The organism is Stenotrophomonas sp. STEN038 (assembly GCF_056759895.1).
In genome coordinates, this window is sequence record NZ_JBRRDW010000003.1 from 95,320 (window position 1) to 119,442 (window position 24,123).

The window sequence follows — 24,123 nt, forward strand, 5'->3', positions numbered from 1 at the left end:
AGTGCCGAGCCATGCTCGGCAGAGGCTTTCCCAGCAGCGCATGTGGCAGCGGAGCAAGAGCTTCCCCTCCCCAGCCCCCCCCTTGCCTGCGGCAAAGGGAGGGGGCGCAGCTTTACCCCCTCCCTTTCGCGCAGCGAAGGGGAGGGTTGGGGAGGGGTGCTTTTGAGCTCCTAGATTTAAGCTTTTAGCCCAACCACCAACCACTCACCCAACCGCCACAACCGCCAAGGTCAGCCGCGAAATACATACCGGCTTGCCGGCCTCATCCTCGATGCGGATCTCCCACACCTGGGTGGTGCGCCCCACATGCAGCGCGCGTGCAGTGCCGGTAACCACCCCACTGCGCGCCGCACGCAGGTGGTTGGCATTGATCTCCAGGCCGACACACACCTGCTGGGCCGGGTCCACGCAGAGATTGCCGGCGCTGCTGCCAAGGGTCTCGGCCAGCACTACCGAGGCACCGCCATGCAGCAGGCCGTAAGGCTGCTTGGTGCGCGCATCCACCGGCATCGTTGCCTGCAGCCAGTCCTCGCCGGCGGCGGTGAAGACGATGCCCAGGTGATCGATCAGCGTGTTGCGGCTCAACTCGTTGACCAGCGTCAGGTCAACCGGCGCGCGGAATACTTGGCTCATTGCAGCTACCTGTTGGGGAATGGAAGGCTCAGAGAATGGGGACCAGCCCCGCGCCGAACGCGGTCAGCATGCGCACCAGCACCCACTTGGGGCCGACATTCACTTCCGGGAAGTCGCCCACCGCGGTGTAGCAGCTGTGAAAACGCGGGTCCTGCCGGGTCAGCGGCTGCGGGCAGTCCGGGCCCGGCTTGAAGGCGTAGTCGGTGGCATAGCGCCAAGGCCAGAAATCCAGGATCGGCAATGCTTCCGACGCCTTGCCGATGCTGTAGTTCAGGCCGGACAGCACCGGCGGCTTTTCGCGCGGCGCCACCACCCAGGAGTTGTCCGGGTGTACGTCGCGCAGGATGCTCTGCGCCAGCTGCTCGGCGAAGGCCGGATCTTCGATGATCACCGCGCCTTCGGTGTTGTAGTTCTCGCTGCGCGGATCGAAGTTGTGGGTGCCGATCACACCGACGCGGCGGTCCACCACCAGCGACTTGGCGTGCAGGCCCATGCGCGCGCCGCGGCGGGTCACCGGCAGTGGCCGGTTGACCGCACGCGTGCCCAGGAACGACGGCCGGGTTTCGGTACGCAGCACCTCACGCTCGACCTCGCTGCCGTCGGCGCTGAGTCGGCGCCCGGAACCGCTGCCGCGCACATTGCTGCCAGCCGCGCTGCCGCCGATCACCCGACTGCGTGCTGGTGCTGGCGGCTCGCCGTCCAGCGGCGCCGGCAACAACTGCGCATAGTCGATCGGCGCGTCCAGCGGAAACGGCTTGTATTCGTAGATGTTGAAGCCCAGCTCACGCATGTTGCGACGTTTGTACTTGTAGGACAGCGCATAGACGATGGGGTTGTCGGTGGCCGCCAGGCTGTTGGTCGACACCACGACCCGCGGCGGCGCTTCGCGCTTGCGCAGGTTCTTGAACAGCGCCTGCGCAGGCTTGGACAGCACCAGATACGGCGTCTGCAACAGCACCTCGCTCTGCGCCTGGGCAATCAGCGCATCCAGTTGCGGCTCAGTCACATGCTGACCATTGAGCGGCTGGGCCTCACGCTCGCGGCGGTGCTTGCGCGGCAGGTCGGCGACATAGCTGACCGCACTCACCGGCAGCGCCGTATCAACAAACGCCTGTTCGATGAACTCCGGGTCCGATGCCTCGGCATTCACCCGCGCAATCCGTTCCGGGCGCCGGAACGTGGCCTCCGGCAAGGCCGGCACGCCCTCGTTCAACAAGGTCTTGCCGACGTCGTTCAGGCGTTCGGCCGGGACACTGCGACGCGCCACCCAGAAGGCCTGGAAGTTGGCCGCCATCTCGCGCGCCTCCGGCCCGGCCACCACCACGTCGCGGTCGCGGAAGTTGTACTCGCTGTCCCAGTCGTAATAGTCGTCCTGGTAGTTGCGGCCACCGACCACGCCGATCACATCGTCGATCACCAGCAGCTTGTTGTGCATGCGCTGGTTGAAGCGGCGGAAGCAGCACAGCACGCTGCCGGCATAGTCGAAGTAATTGAGCTTGGCCTTGCCGAACGCCGGGTTGTAGACGCGCAGCTCGAAGTTGGCATGTGCACCGGACAAGGCCCCGAGCATCTGCAGATCGGAGATCGCCGAAAGCTGGTCGATCAGTACCCGTACCTTGACCCCACGGCGGGCAGCGGCCAGCAGTTCGTCGATCACCAGCCGCGCACTGTCGTCGGTGTCGAAGATATAGGTCTGCAGGTCCACGCTGCGGGTGGCGCTGCGGATCAGGTTCAGCCGCGCTATCAGCGACAGTTCGCCCTCATCGAGGATGGTGGCGTAGTGCCGGGGTGCCTCCACCGTCGATTCGGCAATGGCTTTGCCGCCGAGCGCACGCAGGGGCGAATCCAGCGCACAGCGGTCGGGCTGGTCGCAGTCCACCACGGTGGAACGCGCGGCCACGGCAATGCCTTCGGCACGCTCACGCTGCTGATTGGACAGCGAAGCACAACCGCTGGCCAGCAGCAGCGCCAGCACCGGCAGGATACGAAGGACAGCTTTCACTTTTTGGGGGCGCCAACCAGGCGTGTACGCAGTACGAATATCACTCGATCACTCAGGGCCATCTGCCAGCTATCCATGCCATATCGGCCGCGCAGGATGGTACCGCGGCTGACGAGGTCGCAATCATAGCCGGGCCGCGCGCATTCAGGCTTTGCCAAGCGCATCACTTCGGGCCGGCTGATGCCACGGATCGACAAGCGCCCCTGCACGTCGCCGCCGGTTTCGGTCAACCTCGGGTCATAGGGATCGGAATCGAATTCCACCACCGGGTAGCGCGCCGCATCAAAGAAGTCCTCGCCACGCATCCAGCCGGTATAGCGGGGCTTGTCAGGGATCTCCACATATTCGCTGTACATGCGCAGCCGCACCTGGTGGCGGCCATCGGGCAGCACCGTGATCCAGCCCTCGAAGCGCGGAAAGACACCCTCCACCTTCTGCCCGAAGCGGGTACGTATTTCAAAACCAAACCGGGAGTGCGCCGTGTCGAAATGCAATGGCTCGGCCGCAAGGGCCGAGCCAGCGAGCATCAACAGAATCAGCAGCAGCCAATACCGCGCCACCGCCATGGGCTCAGGGCCACCAGAATTCAGTCAGCCGGGCAATGCCAGGCTCTATCGCCGCCTCCATCGGCAGTGACAGCACCGCCACCGATGCCGGTGGCATGCCACGGTAATCGCCGGACTGGCCGCTGTGCATCAACGCCACCAGCTGCTCCAGCCCCGGGTTGTGGCCGACCACCAGCAGGCGCTCGACTTCCTTGTGTTCGTCAAGCAGGGCCGCCAGGGTGCCGGGGACGGCATCGTAGATCCGCTCTTCCAGACGCTGTTCGACGTAGCCGGTACGCTCCAGCACTGCTTCCAGGGTCTCGCGGGTGCGCCGCGCCGGCGAGCACAGCACCCGGTCCGGTACCAACTTGTGTTCCTGTAACCAACGGCCGGCCGCCTCGGCCTCGGCCAGGCCATGCGGTGAGAGGGGCCGGTCGAGATCGGCTTGGCCATCGGCCGCCGGTTCGGCATGGGCATGTCGCAGCAGGATCAATTCACGCATGGTCGGTTAGTACTCCTGATCAGACCTTGTTCAACCACTTGAGCAGCGGCTCCCAGTCTTGCTGGTGCTCGCGTACCTGTGCAGAGTGATAGTCGAACAGGCTGCGCCCAAGCCCGACCATCACCACATAACTCTGGCTGTCACGCAGTTGCGTGACAACCTCATACGGCCATTCGGCCAGCATCTGCCTGGCCTGTTGCGAGGTCTGCGTCCACGGCTTGGTGCGGTTGAGCACCAGCCCTACCGGCACCGCGCGCGAATGGATGCGCTTGATCCTGGACAGGCTGTTGAGGAAGCCGACGATGGCCTCGATGTCCAGCGCCGAGGGCAGCACCGGCACCACCACCGCATCGGCGATGTCGATGAAGCGCTCCAGGTCCTCGCCATAGGCACCGGCCGGGGCATCGATGATGACCTGCTCGGCGCCATCGGGAATGAGCTTTTCCCAGTTTTTCTTGCGGTGCACGTCCACCGGCAGCACCGCGCTCTCCAGACTGGAGCGGCGTTGCGCCCAGCGGGTGCTGGAACCCTGCGGGTCGGCATCGGCGATCACCGTTGCCTGGCCGGACAAGGCCGAGTGTGCGGCCAGATGGGTAGCGATGGTGGTCTTGCCGACACCGCCTTTGGAGCCGGCTACCAGAATCGTCTTCATGCACGCCTCGTGTTCGCGGGACTTGCCCGCAGCGTACACCGGCCCGCGTTACCAAAGGTAGTCATCCGGTGAGGACGCCACCCCGGCGAGGCCTGCGGCTTTGTTATCGTGTCGCCCCCGGCATTGGAACCACCATGAGCGAGCTACAGGACCTGACCGCACTGATCCGCGCCAACACGCCGCTGATCGTCATCGAAACGCAGGACGAGACCCGCATCGTGGGCCTGTTCCGCGAAGCCTTGATGCATGTGTGGCGCTCCCTGTACCGCTGGTCGATCACCGAGGGCCTGCGCCGCATCGACATGGACCGCGAGGACGAGGCGGTCGGCCCGCCCGATGCCAGCGCCGCCCTGCGCATGATCCAGGAGGCCGATCAGCGCGGCATCTACCTGTTGCTCGATTTCCACCCCTACCTGGGTTACGCCAGCCACCAGCGGCTGCTGCGCGACATCATCCAGCGCCGCCACAGCCAGCCACACGTAGTGGTGCTGGTCGGCGCCAAGGTCGAGCTGTCGGCCGAACTGGAAGCACTGGCGACCCGCTTCAACCCACGCCTGCCCGATGCCAACGCGCTGCTGAAGATGCTGCGCGAGGAAGCGGCCAGCTATGCCCAGGAGAACGGCGGACGCCGGGTCGAGGTGGACCAGGAGGCAGTGCAGCAGATCCTGCGCAACCTGCGCGGGCTGAGCATGACCGACGCACGTCGCATCGCCCGCCAGCTGATCTTCGCCGATGGCGCGCTGAAAGCCGATGACCTGCCGCAGCTGGCCAAGCTCAAGTTCGAGCTGCTCAACCGCAGCGGCCACCTGCATTACGAATACGACTCGGCCCGCTTCAGCGACGTGGCCGGCGCGCGCCGGCTCAAACGCTGGATCGAGCAGCGCCGCGCGGTGTTTGTCTCCGGCAACGCCCCGCCCGGGCTGGACCCGCCCAAGGGCATGCTGCTGCTCGGCGTGCAGGGCTGCGGCAAATCCATGCTGGCCAAGGCCACCGCCGCTGGCTTCGGCGTACCGCTGCTGCGGCTGGACTTCGGCACGCTCTACAACAAGTACCACGGCGAGACCGAGAAGAACCTGCGCGACGCGCTGGCCTCGGCCGAGCAGCTGGCGCCCTGCGTGCTGTGGATAGACGAGGTCGAGAAGGGGCTGGCCAGCGGTGGTGAGGACGGCGGCGTGTCGCGCCGCGTACTCGGCTACCTGCTGACCTGGATGGCCGAGCGCAAGGCACCGGTGTTCATCGTCGCCACCGCCAACCAGGTGCAGGAACTGCCGGCCGAACTGCTGCGCAAGGGCCGCTTCGACGAAATCTTCTTCGTCGACCTGCCCTCACCCGACACCCGCGTCGAACTGTTGCACCTGCACCTGCAGCGTCGCCAGCTGCAGCCGGACCTGTTCGCCCTGCCCGCCCTTGCTGCTGCCAGCGACGGTTTCTCTGGTGCCGAAATCGAGCAGGCTGTGGTCGCGGGCCTGTATGCCGCCCACGCCGAGCAGAAGCCGCTGGATACCGATCTGCTGATGGCCGAGATCCGCAATACAAGACCGCTGTCGGTACTGATGGCCGAGCAGGTGCAATCACTGCGCGTTTGGGCCCGCGAGCGCACTGTGCCTGCGGATTGAGGCCGCTCGAAGACGCAATCACTGTTGTAGCCGGGTAAGCGCAGTACGCCTGGCTACATCAACTACGCGCGGAAACCCAGTTTGTAGGAGCGGCGTAAGCCGCGAAGCACGCACCGCATCAAATCGCACTGCTGCGAAGAATTGCAACAAAGTCAGCTTCGCGGCCTACGCCGCTCCCACCACCAGCACCGTAGCCTCGGCGGGCGGCACCTACTCTCGCCACAGGCTTGAGGCCGCTCTGATCATGGCGTCACCAGCTTAGGCTGCCAATCAACAGGCGGTGCCACCGGCACACCATAGGCCGCAAGCAAACGGCGCATGGCTGGCAGCTCGCCTAGCTCTGCGAGCCAGTGCGTGTATTCGGTAGGGCTTACCTTGGTGGCCTTGCTGGTTTCGTCACCCAGGATGTCCGTCGCTTCGGTGCTGATCCATTGCAGCTCGCGCTTGCGCACCAACCATGGTGCCTGCGCCGGCCCTTGTTCCAGGTCAGCCATACGCGAAACCCCATAGCTGGCGATTAAAAGCGAGCTACTGCTGGCCATCACGTTGAACAGATGCCTGCATTGATCCCGCTTGACCGTGTCAGACACGGATTTTGGGCAGGTCTCCATCACCTGCCTCAAATCCTCCGAAAAGTGCACCGCGGCGATACTGAACAAGGCAACGGTACGGACCTGTTCAAGATAGTTGCCATTATTTTGCCGCTGCCACTCCGCTGCCTGTACAGGATCGGTCAGCGGCCAGGGATAGTCGCGCGTGGCCACATCCATGACGCCGATCAAGGTCGCTGCAGGATCACGGTAACGCGACGCTTTTGCCACACGCTGCCAGGCGCGCTCCGCCTCGATCGGATCCTTGCGCTGCTCGGCCAAACGCATCAACAGCAGCTGGCTTCCAGCGTCATTCGCGCCCTTGGCAACAAGCGTGGCGCGTGCCTGCTCCACATTGCACTCGTCCACCCGTAAGCAGCGGGTAATCGCAGCAGCGGCGATCACTGGGTCCTCGCTGCCGGTGCGTATCGCGCGCATCAACCAGGTGTCAGCCTCCGGCGAGTAGCTGGTTTTCCCACGTGCCAGATCCAGGCTCATCGGTGCCAGCAGCCATGCTGCATACAGCTTGCGCGGCTGGCCGCTTGCGGCGAGCTCCCGCCCAAGCTGCAGCCTTGCTGCGTTGCTCGCTTCGATCTGCGCGAGCATCTGCTCGGGTGTGGCTTCGACCTTTGGCGGTTGCGCAAGCACGCCAGCCGTTGCAGCCATCAAGGCCAAGCCAGTGAACATCAACCAAGGTCTACGCATCCTGCTCTCCTCGTTGTGAAGCATCCAAGCCCTAACCCTGACTCAAACCAGCCGGTCCAACACCCACACCCAAGCCGGCAAGGTAACCAAGGACAACACAATGCCATAACCGACCATCGCCGCTGCCAAGCGCGGTGCCAGCCGGTGTGAAATGGCCAGCGCAGCGGCGGTGATCATGGTCGGCATAGCGGTTTCCAGCACGTTGACCCGCAGCACTTCGCCCTGCAGGCCAAATGCCCAGGACAGCGGCAAGGCGGCGGCGGGTAACACCAGCAGTTTGAGCAGCAGGCCCACGCCTAGAGGCGCCAGTTCAGCGCGCGACAGCCGTAGCTGGATGGTCAGGCCCACTGCCAGCATCACCAGCGGCAACATCGCGTCAGATACGTTCTTCAGTGCGCCGGCGATCCATGTCGGCGGTGATGCCGGCATCACCAGCAGGGCGAAGATCAGTGCCCACAGCGGCGGGAACCGGGCGATGCGCAGCAGGATCTGGCTGGTGCTCGGCGGGGTATCACCGCTGTAACGCGCCAGCACATACAGGCCGAACGTCGACAGCATCACGAAGGTGCCGAACTGGTCATAGACCACTGCATACGGCAGGGGGTGGTCGCCCAGCAGCGCGCGCACCATCGGGTAGCCGATGAAGCTGGAGTTGCACAGCGCAACGCATAGCAGCAACACCGCGTGCACCTGCCGCTCGAAACCGAACAGACGTGTGGCCAGGCTCACCAAGGCCAGCGTCATCAGCATCAACAGCCACGGCGTCATCATGATGCCGATCAACGAGGCATCCAGCTGCAGGCGCGGCACATAGGTGAGCACCGCTGCCGGCAGGCAGATGTACAGCACCACCTTGTTGAGCACGTCGGCAGCGTTGTCCGGGAATACCCGGAAACGTGCGAACACCATGCCCAGCGCGAGCATGGTCAGGATCAGTGCGAAAGCGTCGAATGCCATGGCGCAAGCATGCGCCGGGCTGCCCCGCAGGGGGAATCAGCGCCGGCTCAAAGTCTCCTGTTACGGCATCAGCACTGGCGCGGATGCCGGCCTACGGGTACCGCGTTACGGCCACGCCGGCGGATTGGCCGCCCACGCCTGCTGTACCTGGGCCAGCTGCGTGCGTTCGGCGTCATTCCAGGACGGCAGCAACTGCGCATACGCCGCTGTATCGCTCCATTGCCCCGGCTCGGTGCGTACGGCTGCCGCATACCAGGCCACGGCTTCGTCCTTGCGCTCCAGTTTCCACAGCACCAACGCCAGCGTTGTCGGCAGCCACGACGGATTGCCCCGGGTGCTTTCGGCGGCCTTGCTCCACAGGTTCAGTGCGTCCTGCGCATCACCGCGGCGGTATAGATCCCAGCCATGGTTCCAGCGCAGGCTGCGAGCCTGCACGGAGGTGTCGGCAACGGAGGCCATGGCCTCGTCATACAGCTTGCCGCCCAGCTCGGTACGCCCATCGCGGTAGGCGATGCTGGCCAGCTGCGCGGTTGCTTCCACGCCCTTGCGGCCACGCTCGCGCAGCTTCATCAGCTGATCGACCGCATCTGCCTGTTCAGGCGGCACAGCGTGGATCGGCTTGGCCGCCACATCGTCATCGAAATAGAACTCGTTGATCTTCGGCAAGCTCTGCGCCTGCGCGTTTGCAACAAACAAGCCCGCCAGCAGCAGTGCGCCAGCGACCATGCGCTTTGTAACCCCCATGACTGCAATCCCCATCAAACAGTTATCCCCCACCCGGCCCCGATCCTAACCGCTCCGGGCGCTACGCGCGACGGGTTACAGGGTGATGAAAGCCCCCACTGCTACAATCCGCGGCTGCCACCGGCCCCGCCGGGCGGCACCTGCCAGCCGTTTCCGCAATGGGCCAGCCATGACCAGTACCGCCGAACTTACCTCGCCTGCCTCCGCCAACGATCCGCTGATCGGCGTGCGTGATTCTGATTACACTTTGGAACACAAATACACGCGCACCGATGGCCGCATCTACCTGAGCGGCGTGCAGGCCTTGGTACGCCTGCCCTTGATGCAGCAGCAGCGCGATGCCGCGGCCGGACTGAACACCGGCGGCTTCGTCAGTGGCTACCGCGGCTCGCCGCTGGGCGGCTTCGACCTGGAGCTGTGGCGGGCGCGCAAGCACCTGGAAGCGGCCAAGGTGAAGTTCGTGCCTGGCCTCAACGAGGACCTGGGCGCGACCATGGTCTGGGGCACGCAGCAGACCAACCTGTTCCCCGGTGCCAAGGTCGATGGCGTGTTCGGCATGTGGTACGGCAAGGGCCCGGGCGTGGACCGCTGCGGTGACGTGTTCAAACACGCCAACGCCGCCGGTGCCTCGAAGCATGGCGGCGTGCTGGCGCTGGCCGCCGACGACCACGCCTGCCGCAGCTCCACCCTGCCCCACGGCAGCGAAGAGGAATTCGTCAGCGCGATGATGCCGGTGCTGAACCCGGCCGGCGTGCAGGACATCCTCGACATGGGCCTGGTCGGCTGGGCGATGAGCCGTTACACCGGTCGCTGGATCGGCTTCAAGACGATTGCCGAAACGGTGGAGTCCTCGGCCTCGGTGGACGTCAACCCGTTCGCCCGCCAGATCATCCTGCCGGAAGACTTCGACATGCCCGCCGCCGGCCTCAACATCCGCTGGCCGGACCCGCCGATGGAACAGGAAATGCGCCTGCACCGTTATGCGGTGAAGGCGGCGCAGGCCTTCGCCCGCGCCAACGGCATCGACAAGGTGGTGATGGACTCGCCGCAGGCGCGGCTGGGCATCGTCACCACCGGCAAGAGCTACCTGGACGTGCTGCAGGCGCTGGAATACCTGGGCCTGGACGAAAAGGCCTGCGCCGACATCGGCATCCGCGTCTACAAGGTCGGCATGACCTGGCCGCTGGAGCCGCAGGGCATCGGTGAATTTTCCCGCGGCCTGCAAGACATCGTCGTGGTGGAGGAGAAGAAGGCCTTCATCGAGCGGCAGATGAAGGAATACTTCTACAACTGGCCGGCCAACTGGGGCGCGCGCCCGTCCATCGTCGGCAAGTACGACGAGCAGGGCGAGTGGATCCTGCCGTCCACCGGCGAGCTGACCCCGGCGACGATTGCCGGCGTGATCGGGCGCCGCATCCAGCGTTTCTTCAACACCGAGTCGATTGAAGAGCGTCTGCGCTGGATGGACGTCAAGGAAGCCGAGATGGCGCTGCCGCGCGCGCAGTTCCCGCGCGTGCCGCATTACTGCTCCGGCTGCCCGCACAACACCTCGACCAAGGTGCCGGAAGGCTCGCGTGCGCTGGCCGGCATCGGCTGCCACTACATGGTGACGTGGATGGACCGCGACACCGACACCTTCACCCACATGGGCGGCGAAGGCGTCACCTGGGCCGGCCAAGCCGCGTTCACCGACACCGAGCACGTGTTCCAGAACCTCGGCGACGGCACCTATTTCCACAGCGGCTCGCTGGCGATCCGCCAGGCCATCGCCGCTGGCGTCAACATCACCTACAAGATCCTCTACAACGATGCGGTGGCGATGACCGGCGGCCAGCCGGTGGACGGCACCCTGACCGTGCCGCAGATCGCCCACCAGATGCGCTCGGAAGGCGTGTACACCATCGTGTTGCTGTCCGATGACATCCAGAAGTGGAAGTCGCGTCGTCACGAGTTCCCGGCCGATGTGGAGTTCCACGACCGCGCCGAGCTCGACGCCGTGCAGCAGCAGCTGCGCACGGTGAAGGGCACCAGCATCCTGATCTACGAACAGACCTGCGCCACCGAGAAGCGCCGTCGCCGCAAGCGCGGCAAGATCGTCGACCCGGCCAAGCGCACCATGATCAACTCGCTGGTCTGCGAAGGCTGCGGTGACTGCGGCGAGAAGAGCTTCTGCGTGTCGGTGCTGCCGAAGGAAACCGAATTCGGGCGCAAGCGCGACATCGATCAGTCCAACTGCAACAAGGATTTCACCTGCACGACGGGCTTCTGCCCGAGCTTCGTCACCGTGCATGGCGGCCAGCTGCGCAAGGGCAGCAAGAGTGGTTCGGCCAGCCTGCTCGACAATCTGCCGGCGCCGACCTTCCGCACCGATTTCTCGCAGCCTTGGAACATCCTGATCACCGGCGTCGGCGGCACCGGCGTGGTGACCATCGGCGCGCTGCTCGGCATGGCCGGCCACCTCGAAGGCAAGGGCGCCAGCGTGCTCGACCAGACCGGTCTGGCGCAGAAGGGCGGCGCAGTCACCACCCATATCCGCATCGCCAATACGCCGGCCGACATCCACGCGGTGCGCATCGCCGCCGGTGAAGCCGACCTGGTGCTGGGCTGCGACATGGTCGTGGTCAACGACTATTGGGCGCTGTCCAAGGTGCGTGGTGAGCGCTCGCAGGTGGTGTTGAACACCTACGAAGCGATGCCGGGCACCTTCACCACCCACCCGGACATGCAGTTCCCGGCCGCCGACATCATTGCCGGGGTGAAGCTGGCACTGGGCGGTCGCGACCCGATCCTGCTCGACGCCACCCAGCTGGCCACCGCCCTGCTCGGCGACGCCATTGCCTCCAACCTGTTCATCCTCGGCTTCGCCTGGCAGCAGGGCCTGGTGCCGCTGTCGCTGGAGTCGCTGATGCGCGCGGTGGAGCTCAACGGCGCCGCCGTGACCATGAATCAGACCGCGTTCGCCTGGGGCCGCCTGGCCGCGATCGATCCGCAAGCCTTGCAGCAGGCCGCCGGCCTGGTGCGCAACGCGCCGACCGACGCCGAGCGCAAGCCGGCCGCGCTGCGCGAACTGCCGCCGGGCGAATGGGAAGGCAATGAAGCAGGCGCACCGTCTGCACCGCGCAACCCCGGCAACGAGCCGGATGTCCGTGGCCTGCCCGCCGCCAGCCAGGCCAGTGGCGAGACCGCGTTCGCATCGCTGGACGATGCGCACCTGTCGCGTTCGCTGGACGAGTTGATCGCCCGCCGCAGCAGCTTCCTCACCGATTACCAGGATGCCGCTTACGCCAATCGCTATCGCACGCTGATCGATGCCGTGCGCAAGGCCGAGCAGCAAGCGATCCCGGGCAGCACCGCATTGAGCGAAGCCGCCGCGCGCTACTTCTTCAAGCTGATGGCCTACAAGGACGAATACGAAGTAGCCCGCCTGTACACCAGCGGCGACTTCGCCAAGCGCGTGGCAGAGAAGTTCGAAGGCGACTACCAGGTCCGTTTCCACCTTGCCCCGCCGCTGTTCGCCAAGCGCGACGAGCACGGCCAGCTGCAGAAGAAGGAATATGGCCCGTGGATGTTCAAGGCCTTCGGCCTGCTGGCCAAGTTCAAGGGCCTGCGCGGTGGCCGCTTCGACGTGTTCGGTTACACCGAGGAACGCCGCGGCGAGCGTCAGTTGATTGCTGACTACGAGAAGACCCTGCAGGAACTGATCAGCGGCCTGGATGCGCGTCGTCTCGCACTGGCGGTGGATATAGCCAGCATCCCCGAGCACATCCGCGGCTACGGCCACGTCAAGGAAGCGCACCTGCATGAAGCCAAGGCGCGCGAGGCGACACTGTTGGCGACGTGGCGCAACCCGAAGGCGCTGCATATCGTGCAGGCGATCTGAGCAGGCAACGGATACGTTGCCTCTGCGCCATGCAACCTATGGGTTGCATGGCGCGGTCTGAGCTTCAGCGCCGAGGTTGAAGCTGCGGGTCGGTGCCGACTGAGCTTGCGTCAGCGGATCTCAAAGTCCATGGACACCAAGGAGGGCCGCACTTGCCCGCCAATCTGTGCCGGCGTCCATTGAACGGCAAGAATCACCTGCTTCTCCTGATCGGTCAGCCCCATTCGGGACGGATAGGAAACGATGGAGTCCTGCGGCTTGCCCGTTTCGTCCAGGACAACCACGACGCAGGTCAGGCTGCTGGAGCGCATCCAGATGCTGCGTGGAAACTGGGGGACCTTCTCCACCGGTTGCGGCTCCACATCCGCGGTTTCACCAATCACGTCGTCGGGAGGCAGCTTCTGAATTTCCGCCAGAGGCGGCGTTTTTTTTCGCATGAGCGGATGGGGCGGTCGCACGCGATTGCGCTGCTTGCAACTAGCAGCGCAATCGCAAAGACCATGATCTTGAGCATGTGTTCCAACCTTCCGATGGTTTGGGATCCGCTGGACTCGTCAGGAGCTGAGTTTGGAAACATGCGAATTCTGTTCAATGTCCGCTAACGACCCAAAGAGAACATCTCCACGTCTATCGGTGCGAGCTTGGAGCGGTCGCCCAGCCTACCGCTGGATCCGGTAGTGCGTTGTCTTGTTGCCTGGACCCGGCCGGTCTAAGCTCTAGCTGTATCAAGGGAAATCCCATTTCGTGGATAAGTCGTTTAGCCGTGGCCACGGAGACGGCTATTAGGGAGTTAGAAATGGAAAGAGGACTATCACAAGAATGAACGAGCGTCTGCAAAAGCTCCGTGTGATGTTGAGAAAGCAGGACCCTCAAGCCGCTGGTGAGGATGGTGAGCAGCACGCAGAGAGATGGCTGCAGGACAGACAATGGATCTACGAGCCCGTGAATCAGGGACGCGGGACTCTTTCAAAACAACTTCGGGAACGCGGTGGAAAGAGACCAGATTTTATCGCTGAAAATAAGGACGGCGATGACATCTTGCTTTTGGATGCAAAATACCATTCCACAGAGAATGGAACAATATTTCGTCTCTCGGACCGGGAGCTTGACCAGTATCGCGCACTGAAGTCATTCATAGAGAGCCATTACTCTGATGGAGAAGTGTGGGTGCTGTTCATGGTGCTCCCCAAAGAAAACAATGGCGAAAAACTTGTATGGGTTGATCTCGATGAATTTGATGATGCCGCCGTGTATTCCGGCTGGGCTGAATCAGCGAAGTTTGTATCGCTCACGGATCGAGATGGTCTTTGGTACGATAACCAGCAACGGATCAGTGTCTAACAATTCGCTCAAGCCGAACCTGCTTCGAGGTTCGGCTTGATACCAGAGTTGAGTAGGTCCGCTCGTGACCGCAAGCGGACCTCCAGCGGATGCAGGTGGCAACACTCATCACACGACCCTATGCGCTGACGGTCTTGCAAGCCACTTGCCCCGTATGGATGTTGATCATTGTCGTTCAGAGGCTGCGTCGATCTGGGAGCAACTGGATGCTACGAACAGTTACTCAGCAACGTTAGGCACCGAACGGACATGCTCCAACTTATCGCACGTTACTTTATAAGAGCTCAGTGGAAAGCTGCTCTACTCTTTTACAGATTTGGATTTTCTTTCATCCAATTCGCTGATGAAACTGGCGAGCCACTGTACGAACTGCGGCTTCCATATGCCTCCGTGACCGTCGACTATTGTTGAATCGGCTTGCGCAACAATAAAAGGGTTGTGGGGTAGACTTTTGTCTATGTTTCGCGTCAGACAGATGCCTTTGGCGCAGAAATTCTCAAGTGACGATCTGTCACATACTAAAGGCGTATCCGTTCCGCACGGACTCAATTGGTGCGTAATGTATTGGCTATAGTTTCCAAGCGTAGTTCGTCGACTTCGGGCGAACTCCAATCCTGCCAATTGGCCTATCGGAAAGGCGGTTTTTGTAGCACGATCATTCTCTGCTGAAATTGCAAGCAGGACGGGAAGTTGTGAGGGGAGAAAAGGTTCTTGCCAGCGACTCTGTTGAGTCGCAAATACCGAGTACAACGAGGCCTCAAATGCAGGGTTAATCAAAAGCACGAGATCTCCCGTGCCACTTACCGGCCCGAACGGGTCTCCCCTTACTCCGGGATGAGCAAGCTGAAGGCGATGAACCAATAGTTGGGCCGTCGCCGAGTAGAGGATACGCGCGCCGAAGCTATGTCCGGCATAAATGGTCAGATCGCTCGGGTTAGCTCTTTTTTCTGCAATGCTGTCGATCGCACCTAGTAACCTGGTAATTGCAGCAGATTGACTCACGCGGTCTGCTGCACGCTTTCTTCCCCAGAACGTGAGTTCCTTTAAGACGGGAGCACTGGTACGCTTTGCGTCCCAGGCAACGTATATCCCGACAACACGCCGATCATGGCCACGTGCAGCTTCATCCGAAGCTAGGGTGTTGATCAAACGACCGAACTCGATCAGGTCAGAGTCATCGCTCGCTCCATTGTGCTTCCACCCATGTACGTAGAGGACAACCATTTGTGGCTTTGGTTGTTGAAGCTCAATCAGCACGTCCGTTAAATCGCAGCGATCTGTATAGAGACCGTCATCTGTAAATTGAATTACCTTCACCGTCGCCGATTTGCCGCGTTCGGTCATGAGGCTGGGGTCGTTTCCAAAACGGTTGAGGTTGCAATCCACCTGATTGGCGCCCGCGGGAGGGAAATGGACACATCCAGTGGCAAGTAGCATCGTTCCAACTATCAAGATGAACCGAAGCATGATTCCTCCGAACCGCTCTCTAAAAGATGATGCTTTAGGCTTTCGCCGCGAGCATGCCCTAGGTATTTACTTGAAACTGAAGTGCATCCATCTACCGCATGGCCGAACATAGTCTTCTGTTACGAGCTGTAGCAATTCTGGAGTCGACAAAAGCGCAGGTTCTGCCACAAACGTGGTTGGTCCGCCTAGCAGCTCGAACCTCATCGGGTTTCCAAGCATCCATCGATAGCCCACCTTCAGCGCGGCAATCGAGTGTGTGTCCAGATAATCAGCCCCCCCTCTCAACGCAGCTATGCGTTAGCTTACATGTTTGCCGAGCCACGGCTACTATGGCTAGAGAACATCCGCTTCCTGGTTGGCAGCGGGAATTATGTGTGACAAGGGTTTCAAAGTGTTTACTCCGACAAAGGACTGGAAGGAGCGGATAGGAGCCGGACTTTCCAGTGGTAGTTGGTAGTAACGGCGACCGCTATCCATGGCAAAAGTTAATCCTGCACATCGCACTTGCATTATGGACCGCGGACTGGACGACCATGGCGATCTGAAGTAAGAATGCTTATCTCAGCTACGGACGGAAGTAGGCCTCGATGAGCCGCGTGTTCAACCCGAATACCAATCCATACATAGACGACTTGCTGCGGTTGGGGCTCGCGCCCCGTACACGGTTCTCAGCAGTGCAGCGGCATACCATCGGACAGATGCTGGCGGCAAAGCTCTACGGACTGGACGATCACTGGGACTATCCTTACAACTACACTTGGAATATGCACTATTGGCATCGCAGCAGTGGCAAGTTCATCGCCATTGTACTGTTTTTTGATGGCGATAATGAGGTGCCTGATCGACGGCTCCGCGGTTATTCTGCAGACACGTTGATTGCCTTAAACATCGGTCCCGCTGGTGTTGTCGAGGTTTACAACGGGGAATGGAGAGCCGATTTAGACGATGTCATTCTGGATGCATTGGATCGAGTCAGGCGCGGGGGTGAAGGATTCGAAAGCGCGCAATCGACAGTACTGCCGGTACACAGTGATGAGGAACTGCGCCTAGACTATTTGGGCCATAGCCGGGATGGGGAGGGGCATCGTGAGGGTTCTGGCGATGGTGCTGGAGGCGGAAATGGTGGAGCTGGCGACGGACCATCGGGCGGAGGCGGGAGCGGCGCAGGAGGTGCGCGAGAATTGTTGAATCACCCCGTCCTCTTTTCGATCGATGGCGATATATACGATGCCATTCTGGAGCAAGTATGATGGTCGGTTCGGGAATCGATGCATTGCCGCTGCTAGCGCACAAGATCGCGCCTCGTCAATTCGATCTGAGTTATCGTTTCTCTCACATTAGCTTGCGTGACCAAGTGGTTCGCGCACAGATGCTGGTGAGAACGTTGCTTGAAGTGGAACTGGTCAAGAGTGGGGCTCCAGAAAACAGGGAGGATTTTCAGCTTCTGATCTGCGGCGGGGGGATGGCGGGACTGGCGGCTGCAAAAGAGGCCCATGATCTAGGGATTAGCTTCATTTTGATAGAAAAGGGTACTCAGGTGCCTGGCGGGGTTCTTGCATCACGCGCAAGCCGTTATGTCAGTACTGGCATGTATGAGTGGCCCCACCCCAATCATGCTCGCCACAACTATCCACTAGATTCCCCGCACCTGCTCGACATGAAGGATGCTTCAGAACACGCACTGCAGCTCTCATTCGATGCTCCAAAGTTGATCCAAGACTTCGCTTCGAAAGTTAAGCGCGCAATGCATAGTGACCTGACCGACTGGGAGCGCAATTATCAGAATCTACGCAACGGGTCCGGAAGTTATGAGCTGGGTCATCTAGCTGTAAAGACAAAACTAAGTAAATCGAGTAAGGAATCCTTGCGTAATTTGCTTTCAGCTAAAGTGAGTATTCATGGCGTGCCACTGAACGATTGTTCACTACCCTTGGTGGATCTGGACGAAGAAGGCGTAGCGCTGCCGATCAGCGGATTCGGCTTTCGCTATGTCATTTATGCAGTTGGCTTCGCGAGCGAGACGACGGAGTACGCAGAAAACAAGGTTCCATCCAGCAGCTATCAGCACGTTCCGTTCTGGGAGTCCGACGCTATTGCAAATGAGAAGCTTGGCTTCAATGAACCGCCTCGCGTCGGGATCCTGGGTTCTGGAGACGGCGCAATGCAGGACGCATTGCGCTGCCTCATTCGCGCAGACATTCCACATGCACTTGCAGCGTGGGATTTCATGATAACTAAAGGAGATTTACTGGAATCCCTGCACGTAACCAAGGCCATGGCTGAGATAACTGCGGCGGATGGGTATACGACGGGTGGTGCTATCTGGACTCACAAGACGCACATATTTGAGGCCCTTGACAAGGTCTTTATTAGTATTGCAGCCGACCTGATTGCAGCCGAATCGGTTGCGCTCCATAAAGCATTGAATGATTTGATCCGAGAAGATGTCGTTAAGGTAACTCTGATCAGTCAATCAGGACATTTTACTAAGGCATATGCGCTCAACCGGTTCATGGTTTTGCTAATTGAGCAACTGCTACAATATCCGCTATCAAAGCACTACCGGAAATTTGAAATTCTATCAGGCAAGGTAATCGAGTTCTCCGAAAATAATGACAACTACCGGGGGGCAAAACTAAAGATTTGCACGACCAATGGCATCGAAGACAGGGATTGCGACCTTGTCGTCATTCGTGGCGGCCTCGACAAGGCAGCATCACCTACCCAATTGCTCGGCCTCTCTGGAATGGACGCCGGGCGTGCTGAATTGGGTCGTATCCCTCCGCCCGTACGCCCTTTTTGATTGTGTCATTCCTCAAGATTCCGACAGCGAAGTATCTGTCCGGAAAGAAATGATCGGAATCATATTCCACAATCGCTCGATATCCGTATGTCCACTTTCGGCCAGAAGCAGACATCGGAACGCCTGAGTTAAGCCGCGCTGCGAAGCGGCGTCGACTTCAATGAACTGCTAGACGGGTGCTACCGCCAACTTGGACTTATTGACTAGTTGAAGTCCAAGCTGCGGCGCCGAAGCCAAGGATCTGAATCGTCCAAGCTTGATAGCCATCGCTACTTCCGCACATGTCTAAAGAGCAGACCTGTTGGTGAATTCTTACGCACCTCGTCTGCAGCCGCCTGCTCCTTAAACTTCGATCTGATATCTCGCAAATTCGGTAGGCCTCCCATTCCAAGAACCGCAGACGTAACTCCCAATGCGACGTTTCCTGTCACGGCGGCGGTGACTGCGATGGCGCCGGTCGCTACGAAGCTACCGACATCAATCCCGTAGAGCTTCAACTTTTTGTTCCTTGCTTCGAGGAGCTGCCGTTCGTGTTGTTCGAAGGCACGGTCGAGGTTATCAACAACGCGATTAGACGTCTGAAAGTAGTTATCCGACTTCAGCGCGATGAGCTCATCGAGACCTGCACTTAGGATATGTCGGAGTTCCTCAGCATGCCCTCTTTTGCGGATATCGAGGACTGTTTCCGGTGGAACGTTCCCAAGCCAAGACAGATTCTTGGCTCCCTCTGCTACGAGCGCACGAGTGACATGCGACGACTTGCCACCAAGCAACTCTTGAGTTGAAATAGCTGACTCATATTCTAGGAACCACGTGTAGTAGCTCCAAGATGTCTCTGCTCCAATTAATGGGGTTCCCCCAAAATTCAGTGCAGCGTCTCGAGAGCCTAGTGCCTGAGGCATTCGACCTACGCTCGTGTTAAAGACTTGAACTCCAGCGCTGTTGCCGTCAGATCCAGGTAGCGTGGGGAGCGGATCCTTCATCAGACGTGCCAACTGTGCTTCTGCTCCTAAATCCCATTCCGAATCAAACAGGATGCGATCGGGTCTCTTGAGCTCCGCAATAACCTGTGGGATCGTCTTCAGGGCTGCACAGAACTCTTCGTAGTCATCGATATCCGCAAAATTCCGGTCAAACAGGTATGCGCCATGCTTCAGGATGGCTGGCGTCGCACGGACAACAATGTCGTTGCTCTCACCTCTGACAACATCGCCGTGGTGAGGCAAAATCAATACGATGGGCGGGCTAATATCGGCAGTAGCAACATCACGATATGTCATCGCCGTCAAGACGTGCTTGACCAACAGGCGAGCGATCTCAGCTTCCGGATAGAATCCTTGAAGGGGTGCAATGCGAAGAATGGGGCATGGCAGAACTATTGTGTCTACATACAGGCCAGCTGTAGAAACTACGTTTTCCAGGTGCGACGGAAAAAGGTCTCCAGAGAATGTTGCCTTCAATTGCCCGCCATCCTGCAAATGAAAAGCGCCCGCTTCGGCGGCACTCTCCCAGAAAGATTTCACCTCCTTTCCAAGCTCCGGCAGCCCCATTTTTACACTTTTTATAAAATTAGGATCTTTTACAAGTGCCACGCTAGCCTGGTGGGGGTTTAAGCCGTTTTTTTGCATGCGCTCATAAATCGGGCCAAATTGGGTAAACAGCATCTCGAAGTACAAATTCTGAATTTCACCGACACTTATGTCGTTTTTCAGATCTTCGCGGTACTTGAAGTGCTTTATGGCTAGGGTGGCGCTCCGGATTCGGCCATCGACAGTTTTCGGATCTACAAGTCCATCATCTGTCAGCCGAATTGCCTCGTAGCTTTCAATAAATCCATTAATCAGATGGCTCGCAAAGTGAATTTTTCCTTCTTCGATGCTCTGACGCAGCAAGAATACCCTGTCAGTCAGATCTTTGATTTCATCTTCAGAGTATTGACGATCGGTCATTATTAATCCCGCGTTCTCGGTGAATCTGGATTGTAGCTGTGATCGCACGACGGAGCTGATACACCAGCGAAGCTGCCGTTATGCTATCGAGTGCATGAAGGAGACGCGCCACAGGGGCACAACTCAGGCTGGTGCGCAGAAGTTTGTACGGCTCTGAATCGCCCAGCTATACCTAGACTGTGTACGACCGCTTTGGGTCGAAAGCGGACGCTAGCACCCGTCTTTTTGCCCCGAAAGCCCGAATGCCCCCTTCGCCCAGAGACGGACATTGTTACCCGTGGAGCATGGAGCCGCCGCTGTCTTGCCTCGCGAGAAGGGCAGAGACAAACTGTATTTTACGCGCTATAACGCGCAATCAACGCACTGAAGCCGTCATCACTCTTACTTCGAGGAGAATTGTGCAAAATTGAACCAATCAGAGAAGCAGTACAACAGCGCGCGCAGGAATGCCAAACGGAAGTGGGAGAACGCTTTAAGAAGTCAGTCGGAATCATCTACGGGTACAACGCAAAGAAGCAGTTCATTGCATATGGAAGCTGTACATTCCTTGAGGTTGAAGGCCGGAAGTATCTTGTGACAGCCGCGCTCGTAATTGACGATGCAAAAGAGTTTGGCTTCGCCATCATTGGAGGCAGCGGCCTGATTCAAATCATGGACGACTTTCTGGTGACGATGAAGGTCGACGGAAGCCGAGGCAAAGACAAGCACGACTTCGCTTTCCAACGACTCAACGATCAAGCGATTGCTGGGTTGGGTGACGCCGTTGAATTTGTCGACGCGCGCCAGGTATCTCAGAATCGAGGGACGATGAGGGGCCGTCAATATCTCGTGGTTGGATATCCGGCGTCGCAGAACACGCGTCTAATTGACAGAAGCTCACAGAGGCTGCGCCCGCAACCTTGGTCGTACCGAGGAGCAGCTGTCGCTGACATGGACACGGGAATTAGTCAGCGCACCGGCCTAAAGCAAGAGACCAATTTGGCGATTTCCTTTATTCATGAAGAAATTGGCGACTACACCGGCGTGCCCGTCGACCCGGTAAGTGCGCGCGCTAGCTAGCCGCAGACGCAGCAGCGATTTACCATGCCTCCATCCCTGCAGATCCCGGGCGCCAGACGCACTTTTCCGTGAAAGCTCTTATCACCGGTAGCTCAGGCCGGATTGGCCGCGCAATCTACAGCACGATTGCAGCAAACCATGAGGTCATTGGCCTCGACCGCTCCCCTTTCTCCTGCTCGTCGCTTATTGGTGACTTCACCGACAGCCGATTGCTGCACTCGGCATTGCAGGGTGTGGACGTGGTCTTCCACACCGCCTCGTACCATGCGCCGCATGTCGGCCTGGTATCTGATCGCGAGTTCGAGCGGGTGAATGTGGCGGGTGTGCAGCAGTTGCTGGAAGCTGCGCAGCAGGCTGGTGTGAAGCACGTGGTCTACACCAGTACCACCGCACTGTATGGCGATGCTGTCGCCGAGCAGGGTTGCACCTGGATCGACGAATCCGTGGTTCCGCAACCCAAGACTGTGTATCACCGCACCAAGCTGGAAGCCGAGCAGATCCTGGCCGAGTGGTCCGGTGCAGGGCTGACACGTAGCGTCATCCGCATGTCACGCTGTTTCCCGCAACCTGCGGATCAGATGTCGGTGCTGCGCCTGCACCGCGGTATTGATGTCCGCGATGTTGCTGATGCGCATGTGGCGGCGTTGGCCCTGCCGGCTGGATCATTCAGTAAATTTGTCGTCAGCGGCTCGACGCCGTTTCGGCGGGAGGACCTTGAGCAGTTGGGGCGTGATGCCGCTGAAGTTCTGCGTCTGCGCTGCCCGGAGTTGGTTGCCGAACATGCGCGGCGTGGTTGGCCGCTGCCATCGGTCATTGATCGGGTTTACGACAATGCCGCTATCCGGCGGGCATTGGGTTGGGAGCCTGCGTTTGGCTCCAACGAAGTTTTGGCGCAGGTGGATCGGCGTAGTTTGGAGGTGTTGCCTTATACGCGCGGTTTTGTTGATAGGACTGTGGATTGATTCGGTTGCATTGGTAGGTCGATAGGCGGTGCTTGCTTCGCGGCTTACGCCGCTCCTACAAAAGAAAGAGCCTCTCGCTTTTGATGCGGATGCGCAGGCCGGGCACCGTCTTCAGCGCCCGGCGTGTTTGCCTTCGCTGTCTTTCCCGGCGGCGCGACTCTTTGCGAACTCCGGGAAGGTCGCTTCCAGGCTGTCCTTGTCCGGCAGGATGTAGAACAGGCCGCCGCGCTCGAATGTCGGGCTGACGATCTGTTCGTAGAAGTCCGGCGCGATGTTGATGCAGCCGTGGGTGACACGGTTGTCGTCCGGTGTTGGTGATGCGAGGCGCTCTGCGCGTCGCTCGGCGGGCACGCCGGTAGCGGTGGGATGGATGGAGACTGCGGAATCGTAGTCCACCCACAGCACGCGGCCCGCATCGAGCGAGGGGCCGAAGCCGCCGATGTAACGGCCCGCAGGTGTGGTGCGGTCGCGGCCCGGAATCTCGCGCAGCGCGAGACCGGCGACGCCGGGGGCTACGTGATCGCCGGTTGCCGAGCCAAACAGTCCAGGCGTGGCGCCGCGTAGTCGGCCGTCGCCGCTGAACACCAGGATCTGTGCAGCGGCCTTGTCCATGATCGCGAAGGGATAGCCCTGGTTGTCCTTGCTTGCGACAACCCAGCCGGCGAGTTCAATCACCGTGTCCGACACCTTCTGGTCCGGTGGAAGCTGATCGACGGCGGTTGCCGTTTGTTGCACCGTGGCATCCTTGGCACTGGCCGCGTCGATGCTCGCGAACGCCAGCACGCCAAAGGCGGCGAGGATTACAGGGTAGGTGTGCGTACGGATGGGACGGTTCCTTGCGGTGAAGACTGACTGAGGGAGGAAGCCAGTGGCCGGTAAAGGCCACCGGATCCTGAATTCAGGTATTCATCATGAATCGAGCGGAGCGATCAGCCGCGCGGTGTGCGGCGTGGTGCCCTTTCGAGTTGCTGGACGCGACCTTCAATTTGATCCAGCCGTTGGTTTGCCTGCTGTGCGGACTGATTGGCGGACTCGGCGCTCTGTGCTGCGCCTTGCACCCTCGTGTCGAGTTGGTCGAGGCGTGAGTTGATCCCTGCGAACTCTTCTTTATAGGTTGCACAGGACGCCAGGCTCATGACGACGACTGCCACGCCGAGCGTACGCGCCATCACCATTTTCTGCTTGGTCATGAACATTCCACTTCCTCCTACGTTTGGGGGATCTCGAATATAGCTACGTTTTTGCAGAGCAGCGTGATGCGCTTTCAGCTGACGTTTGCACAGATAAATGAACTGTGAAGGTGCTTGAATGAGCAGCGTTGTTGCTTGAATTCAGCAAGCTCAAGGAATGCCGTTGAATTTGATGGACCAATGCGTGATGTGCGCAGTCATCTATGCAGATACGAAGTGAAAATTTACGGGTGAACAGGCGTTCGCTTCTGCGCTGACGGTCATGCAGTGATGTCTTCGACTTGCCAATTCATCGGTATGAATTGGCATCGTGTTCGGCTGCTAGGCGTGCACGAAGTGGGTGTGATCTCTGCATGCAACATGCGACTACTGCGTCGCACGGTGTGGTGGCTTCATGCCACGAGCTGTCTATCGGAACGTTCGGCGCGATGATCACGTTCTGCGCGTTTGTTGATCAGTTCGTTCGCTGCCAGCTGGCATCATTGAATGCGCGGACCGTGCAGGCGTTTTGGTTTGGTGGCTTCGC

20 protein-coding genes are annotated in these 24,123 nt (G+C 60.1%); 7 read left to right on the forward strand and 13 right to left on the reverse strand.

Going from position 1 to position 24,123, the window contains the following annotated elements:
• Positions 1–204: 204 nt before the first annotated feature.
• From ACVOLS_RS02085 to ACVOLS_RS02105, 5 genes are read right to left on the reverse strand one after another with little or no spacing between them, the layout of a single operon-like run.
• Entirely contained in the window at positions 205–633 is a 429-nt protein-coding gene (locus ACVOLS_RS02085) for a hotdog fold thioesterase (RefSeq protein ID WP_481544260.1), read from the reverse strand.
• 28 nt (positions 634–661) lie between these two features.
• Positions 662–2,635 (reverse strand): phospholipase D family protein, encoded by a 1,974-nt coding sequence (locus ACVOLS_RS02090; RefSeq protein ID WP_481544261.1) that lies wholly within the window; start codon positions 2,633–2,635, stop codon positions 662–664.
• Entirely contained in the window at positions 2,632–3,201 is a 570-nt protein-coding gene (locus ACVOLS_RS02095) for a YceI family protein (protein ID WP_481544262.1), read from the reverse strand. The genes ACVOLS_RS02090 and ACVOLS_RS02095 overlap by 4 nt, the downstream gene beginning before the upstream one ends.
• 4 nt (positions 3,202–3,205) lie before the next feature.
• On the reverse strand, positions 3,206–3,682 hold the full coding sequence (locus ACVOLS_RS02100) for a SixA phosphatase family protein (protein ID WP_481544263.1): 477 nt from the start codon (positions 3,680–3,682) through the stop codon (positions 3,206–3,208).
• A 19-nt stretch (positions 3,683–3,701) separates the two neighbouring features.
• Positions 3,702–4,334, reverse strand: a complete 633-nt coding sequence (locus ACVOLS_RS02105) for a ParA family protein (protein WP_481544264.1) — start codon at positions 4,332–4,334, stop codon at positions 3,702–3,704.
• Between the two features lie 134 nt (positions 4,335–4,468).
• Here ACVOLS_RS02105 and ACVOLS_RS02110 point away from each other — a divergent pair, with 134 nt between their 5' ends.
• A complete protein-coding gene (locus tag ACVOLS_RS02110; RefSeq protein WP_481544265.1) occupies positions 4,469–5,950 on the forward strand; it encodes an AAA family ATPase in 1,482 nt (493 codons plus the stop codon).
• Positions 5,951–6,192: 242 nt separating this feature from the next.
• On the opposite strand, the gene ACVOLS_RS02115 is transcribed toward ACVOLS_RS02110, so the two are convergent.
• The 3 genes from ACVOLS_RS02115 to ACVOLS_RS02125 all read right to left on the reverse strand — a co-directional run bounded on the left by ACVOLS_RS02115 (position 6,193) and on the right by ACVOLS_RS02125 (position 8,946).
• Positions 6,193–7,245, reverse strand: coding sequence for a hypothetical protein (locus tag ACVOLS_RS02115; RefSeq protein WP_481544266.1), 1,053 nt, complete (start codon positions 7,243–7,245; stop codon positions 6,193–6,195).
• Positions 7,246–7,287: 42 nt separating this feature from the next.
• Positions 7,288–8,202, reverse strand: coding sequence for an AEC family transporter (locus ACVOLS_RS02120; RefSeq protein ID WP_481544267.1), 915 nt, complete (start codon positions 8,200–8,202; stop codon positions 7,288–7,290).
• 105 nt (positions 8,203–8,307) lie between these two features.
• Positions 8,308–8,946, reverse strand: coding sequence for a tetratricopeptide repeat protein (locus ACVOLS_RS02125; protein ID WP_481544268.1), 639 nt, complete (start codon positions 8,944–8,946; stop codon positions 8,308–8,310).
• A 169-nt stretch (positions 8,947–9,115) separates the two neighbouring features.
• Here ACVOLS_RS02125 and ACVOLS_RS02130 point away from each other — a divergent pair, with 169 nt between their 5' ends.
• Positions 9,116–12,826 (forward strand): indolepyruvate ferredoxin oxidoreductase family protein, encoded by a 3,711-nt coding sequence (locus tag ACVOLS_RS02130; RefSeq protein WP_481544269.1) that lies wholly within the window; start codon positions 9,116–9,118, stop codon positions 12,824–12,826.
• Between the two features lie 110 nt (positions 12,827–12,936).
• On the opposite strand, the gene ACVOLS_RS02135 is transcribed toward ACVOLS_RS02130, so the two are convergent.
• Positions 12,937–13,263 (reverse strand): hypothetical protein, encoded by a 327-nt coding sequence (locus ACVOLS_RS02135; protein WP_481544270.1) that lies wholly within the window; start codon positions 13,261–13,263, stop codon positions 12,937–12,939.
• Between the two features lie 382 nt (positions 13,264–13,645).
• On the opposite strand from ACVOLS_RS02135, the gene ACVOLS_RS02140 reads away from it, so the two are divergent.
• Positions 13,646–14,167 (forward strand): hypothetical protein, encoded by a 522-nt coding sequence (locus ACVOLS_RS02140; protein ID WP_481544271.1) that lies wholly within the window; start codon positions 13,646–13,648, stop codon positions 14,165–14,167.
• A gap of 300 nt (positions 14,168–14,467) precedes the next feature.
• Here ACVOLS_RS02140 and ACVOLS_RS02145 read toward each other — a convergent pair whose 3' ends face one another.
• The gene (locus tag ACVOLS_RS02145) at positions 14,468–15,634 is read right to left on the reverse strand and encodes a hypothetical protein (RefSeq protein WP_481544272.1); all 1,167 of its coding nucleotides are present in this window, start codon (positions 15,632–15,634) and stop codon (positions 14,468–14,470) included.
• 587 nt (positions 15,635–16,221) lie between these two features.
• Here ACVOLS_RS02145 and ACVOLS_RS02150 point away from each other — a divergent pair.
• Positions 16,222–16,884, forward strand: coding sequence for a hypothetical protein (locus tag ACVOLS_RS02150; RefSeq protein WP_481544273.1), 663 nt, complete (start codon positions 16,222–16,224; stop codon positions 16,882–16,884).
• Positions 16,881–18,437, forward strand: coding sequence for an NAD(P)-binding protein (locus ACVOLS_RS02155; RefSeq protein ID WP_481544274.1), 1,557 nt, complete (start codon positions 16,881–16,883; stop codon positions 18,435–18,437). The genes ACVOLS_RS02150 and ACVOLS_RS02155 overlap by 4 nt, the downstream gene beginning before the upstream one ends.
• A gap of 269 nt (positions 18,438–18,706) precedes the next feature.
• On the opposite strand, the gene ACVOLS_RS02160 is transcribed toward ACVOLS_RS02155, so the two are convergent.
• The gene (locus tag ACVOLS_RS02160) at positions 18,707–20,386 is read right to left on the reverse strand and encodes a hypothetical protein (RefSeq protein ID WP_481544275.1); all 1,680 of its coding nucleotides are present in this window, start codon (positions 20,384–20,386) and stop codon (positions 18,707–18,709) included.
• Positions 20,387–20,782: 396 nt separating this feature from the next.
• Here ACVOLS_RS02160 and ACVOLS_RS02165 point away from each other — a divergent pair, with 396 nt between their 5' ends.
• On the forward strand, positions 20,783–21,445 hold the full coding sequence (locus ACVOLS_RS02165; protein ID WP_481544276.1) for a hypothetical protein: 663 nt from the start codon (positions 20,783–20,785) through the stop codon (positions 21,443–21,445).
• A gap of 68 nt (positions 21,446–21,513) precedes the next feature.
• On the forward strand, positions 21,514–22,407 hold the full coding sequence (locus ACVOLS_RS02170; protein ID WP_481544277.1) for an NAD-dependent epimerase/dehydratase family protein: 894 nt from the start codon (positions 21,514–21,516) through the stop codon (positions 22,405–22,407).
• 111 nt (positions 22,408–22,518) lie between these two features.
• Here ACVOLS_RS02170 and ACVOLS_RS02175 read toward each other — a convergent pair whose 3' ends face one another.
• A complete protein-coding gene (locus ACVOLS_RS02175; RefSeq protein ID WP_481544316.1) occupies positions 22,519–23,187 on the reverse strand; it encodes a hypothetical protein in 669 nt (222 codons plus the stop codon).
• A 149-nt stretch (positions 23,188–23,336) separates the two neighbouring features.
• Positions 23,337–23,603 carry a hypothetical protein gene (locus ACVOLS_RS02180; protein WP_296249044.1) on the reverse strand — a complete coding sequence of 89 codons (267 nt, stop codon included), beginning with the start codon at positions 23,601–23,603 and terminating at the stop codon, positions 23,337–23,339.
• Positions 23,604–24,123 lie beyond the last annotated feature (520 nt).

Bases quoted from the DNA above. Each gene is read 5' to 3' on its own strand.
- ACVOLS_RS02085 (WP_481544260.1), bottom strand. From the start codon at position 633: ATGAGCCAAGTATTCCGCGCGCCGGTTGACCTGACGCTGGTCAACGAG.
- ACVOLS_RS02095 (WP_481544262.1), bottom strand. From the start codon at position 3,201: ATGGCGGTGGCGCGGTATTGGCTGCTGCTGATTCTGTTGATGCTCGCT.
- ACVOLS_RS02100 (WP_481544263.1), bottom strand. From the start codon at position 3,682: ATGCGTGAATTGATCCTGCTGCGACATGCCCATGCCGAACCGGCGGCC.
- ACVOLS_RS02105 (WP_481544264.1), bottom strand. From the start codon at position 4,334: ATGAAGACGATTCTGGTAGCCGGCTCCAAAGGCGGTGTCGGCAAGACC.
- ACVOLS_RS02110 (WP_481544265.1), top strand. From the start codon at position 4,469: ATGAGCGAGCTACAGGACCTGACCGCACTGATCCGCGCCAACACGCCG.
- ACVOLS_RS02115 (WP_481544266.1), bottom strand. From the start codon at position 7,245: ATGCGTAGACCTTGGTTGATGTTCACTGGCTTGGCCTTGATGGCTGCA.
- ACVOLS_RS02120 (WP_481544267.1), bottom strand. From the start codon at position 8,202: ATGGCATTCGACGCTTTCGCACTGATCCTGACCATGCTCGCGCTGGGC.
- ACVOLS_RS02125 (WP_481544268.1), bottom strand. From the start codon at position 8,946: ATGGGGGTTACAAAGCGCATGGTCGCTGGCGCACTGCTGCTGGCGGGC.
- ACVOLS_RS02130 (WP_481544269.1), top strand. From the start codon at position 9,116: ATGACCAGTACCGCCGAACTTACCTCGCCTGCCTCCGCCAACGATCCG.
- ACVOLS_RS02135 (WP_481544270.1), bottom strand. From the start codon at position 13,263: ATGCGAAAAAAAACGCCGCCTCTGGCGGAAATTCAGAAGCTGCCTCCC.
- ACVOLS_RS02140 (WP_481544271.1), top strand. From the start codon at position 13,646: ATGAACGAGCGTCTGCAAAAGCTCCGTGTGATGTTGAGAAAGCAGGAC.
- ACVOLS_RS02145 (WP_481544272.1), bottom strand. From the start codon at position 15,634: ATGCTTCGGTTCATCTTGATAGTTGGAACGATGCTACTTGCCACTGGA.
- ACVOLS_RS02150 (WP_481544273.1), top strand. From the start codon at position 16,222: ATGAGCCGCGTGTTCAACCCGAATACCAATCCATACATAGACGACTTG.
- ACVOLS_RS02155 (WP_481544274.1), top strand. From the start codon at position 16,881: ATGATGGTCGGTTCGGGAATCGATGCATTGCCGCTGCTAGCGCACAAG.
- ACVOLS_RS02160 (WP_481544275.1), bottom strand. From the start codon at position 20,386: ATGACCGATCGTCAATACTCTGAAGATGAAATCAAAGATCTGACTGAC.
- ACVOLS_RS02180 (WP_296249044.1), bottom strand. From the start codon at position 23,603: ATGTTCATGACCAAGCAGAAAATGGTGATGGCGCGTACGCTCGGCGTG.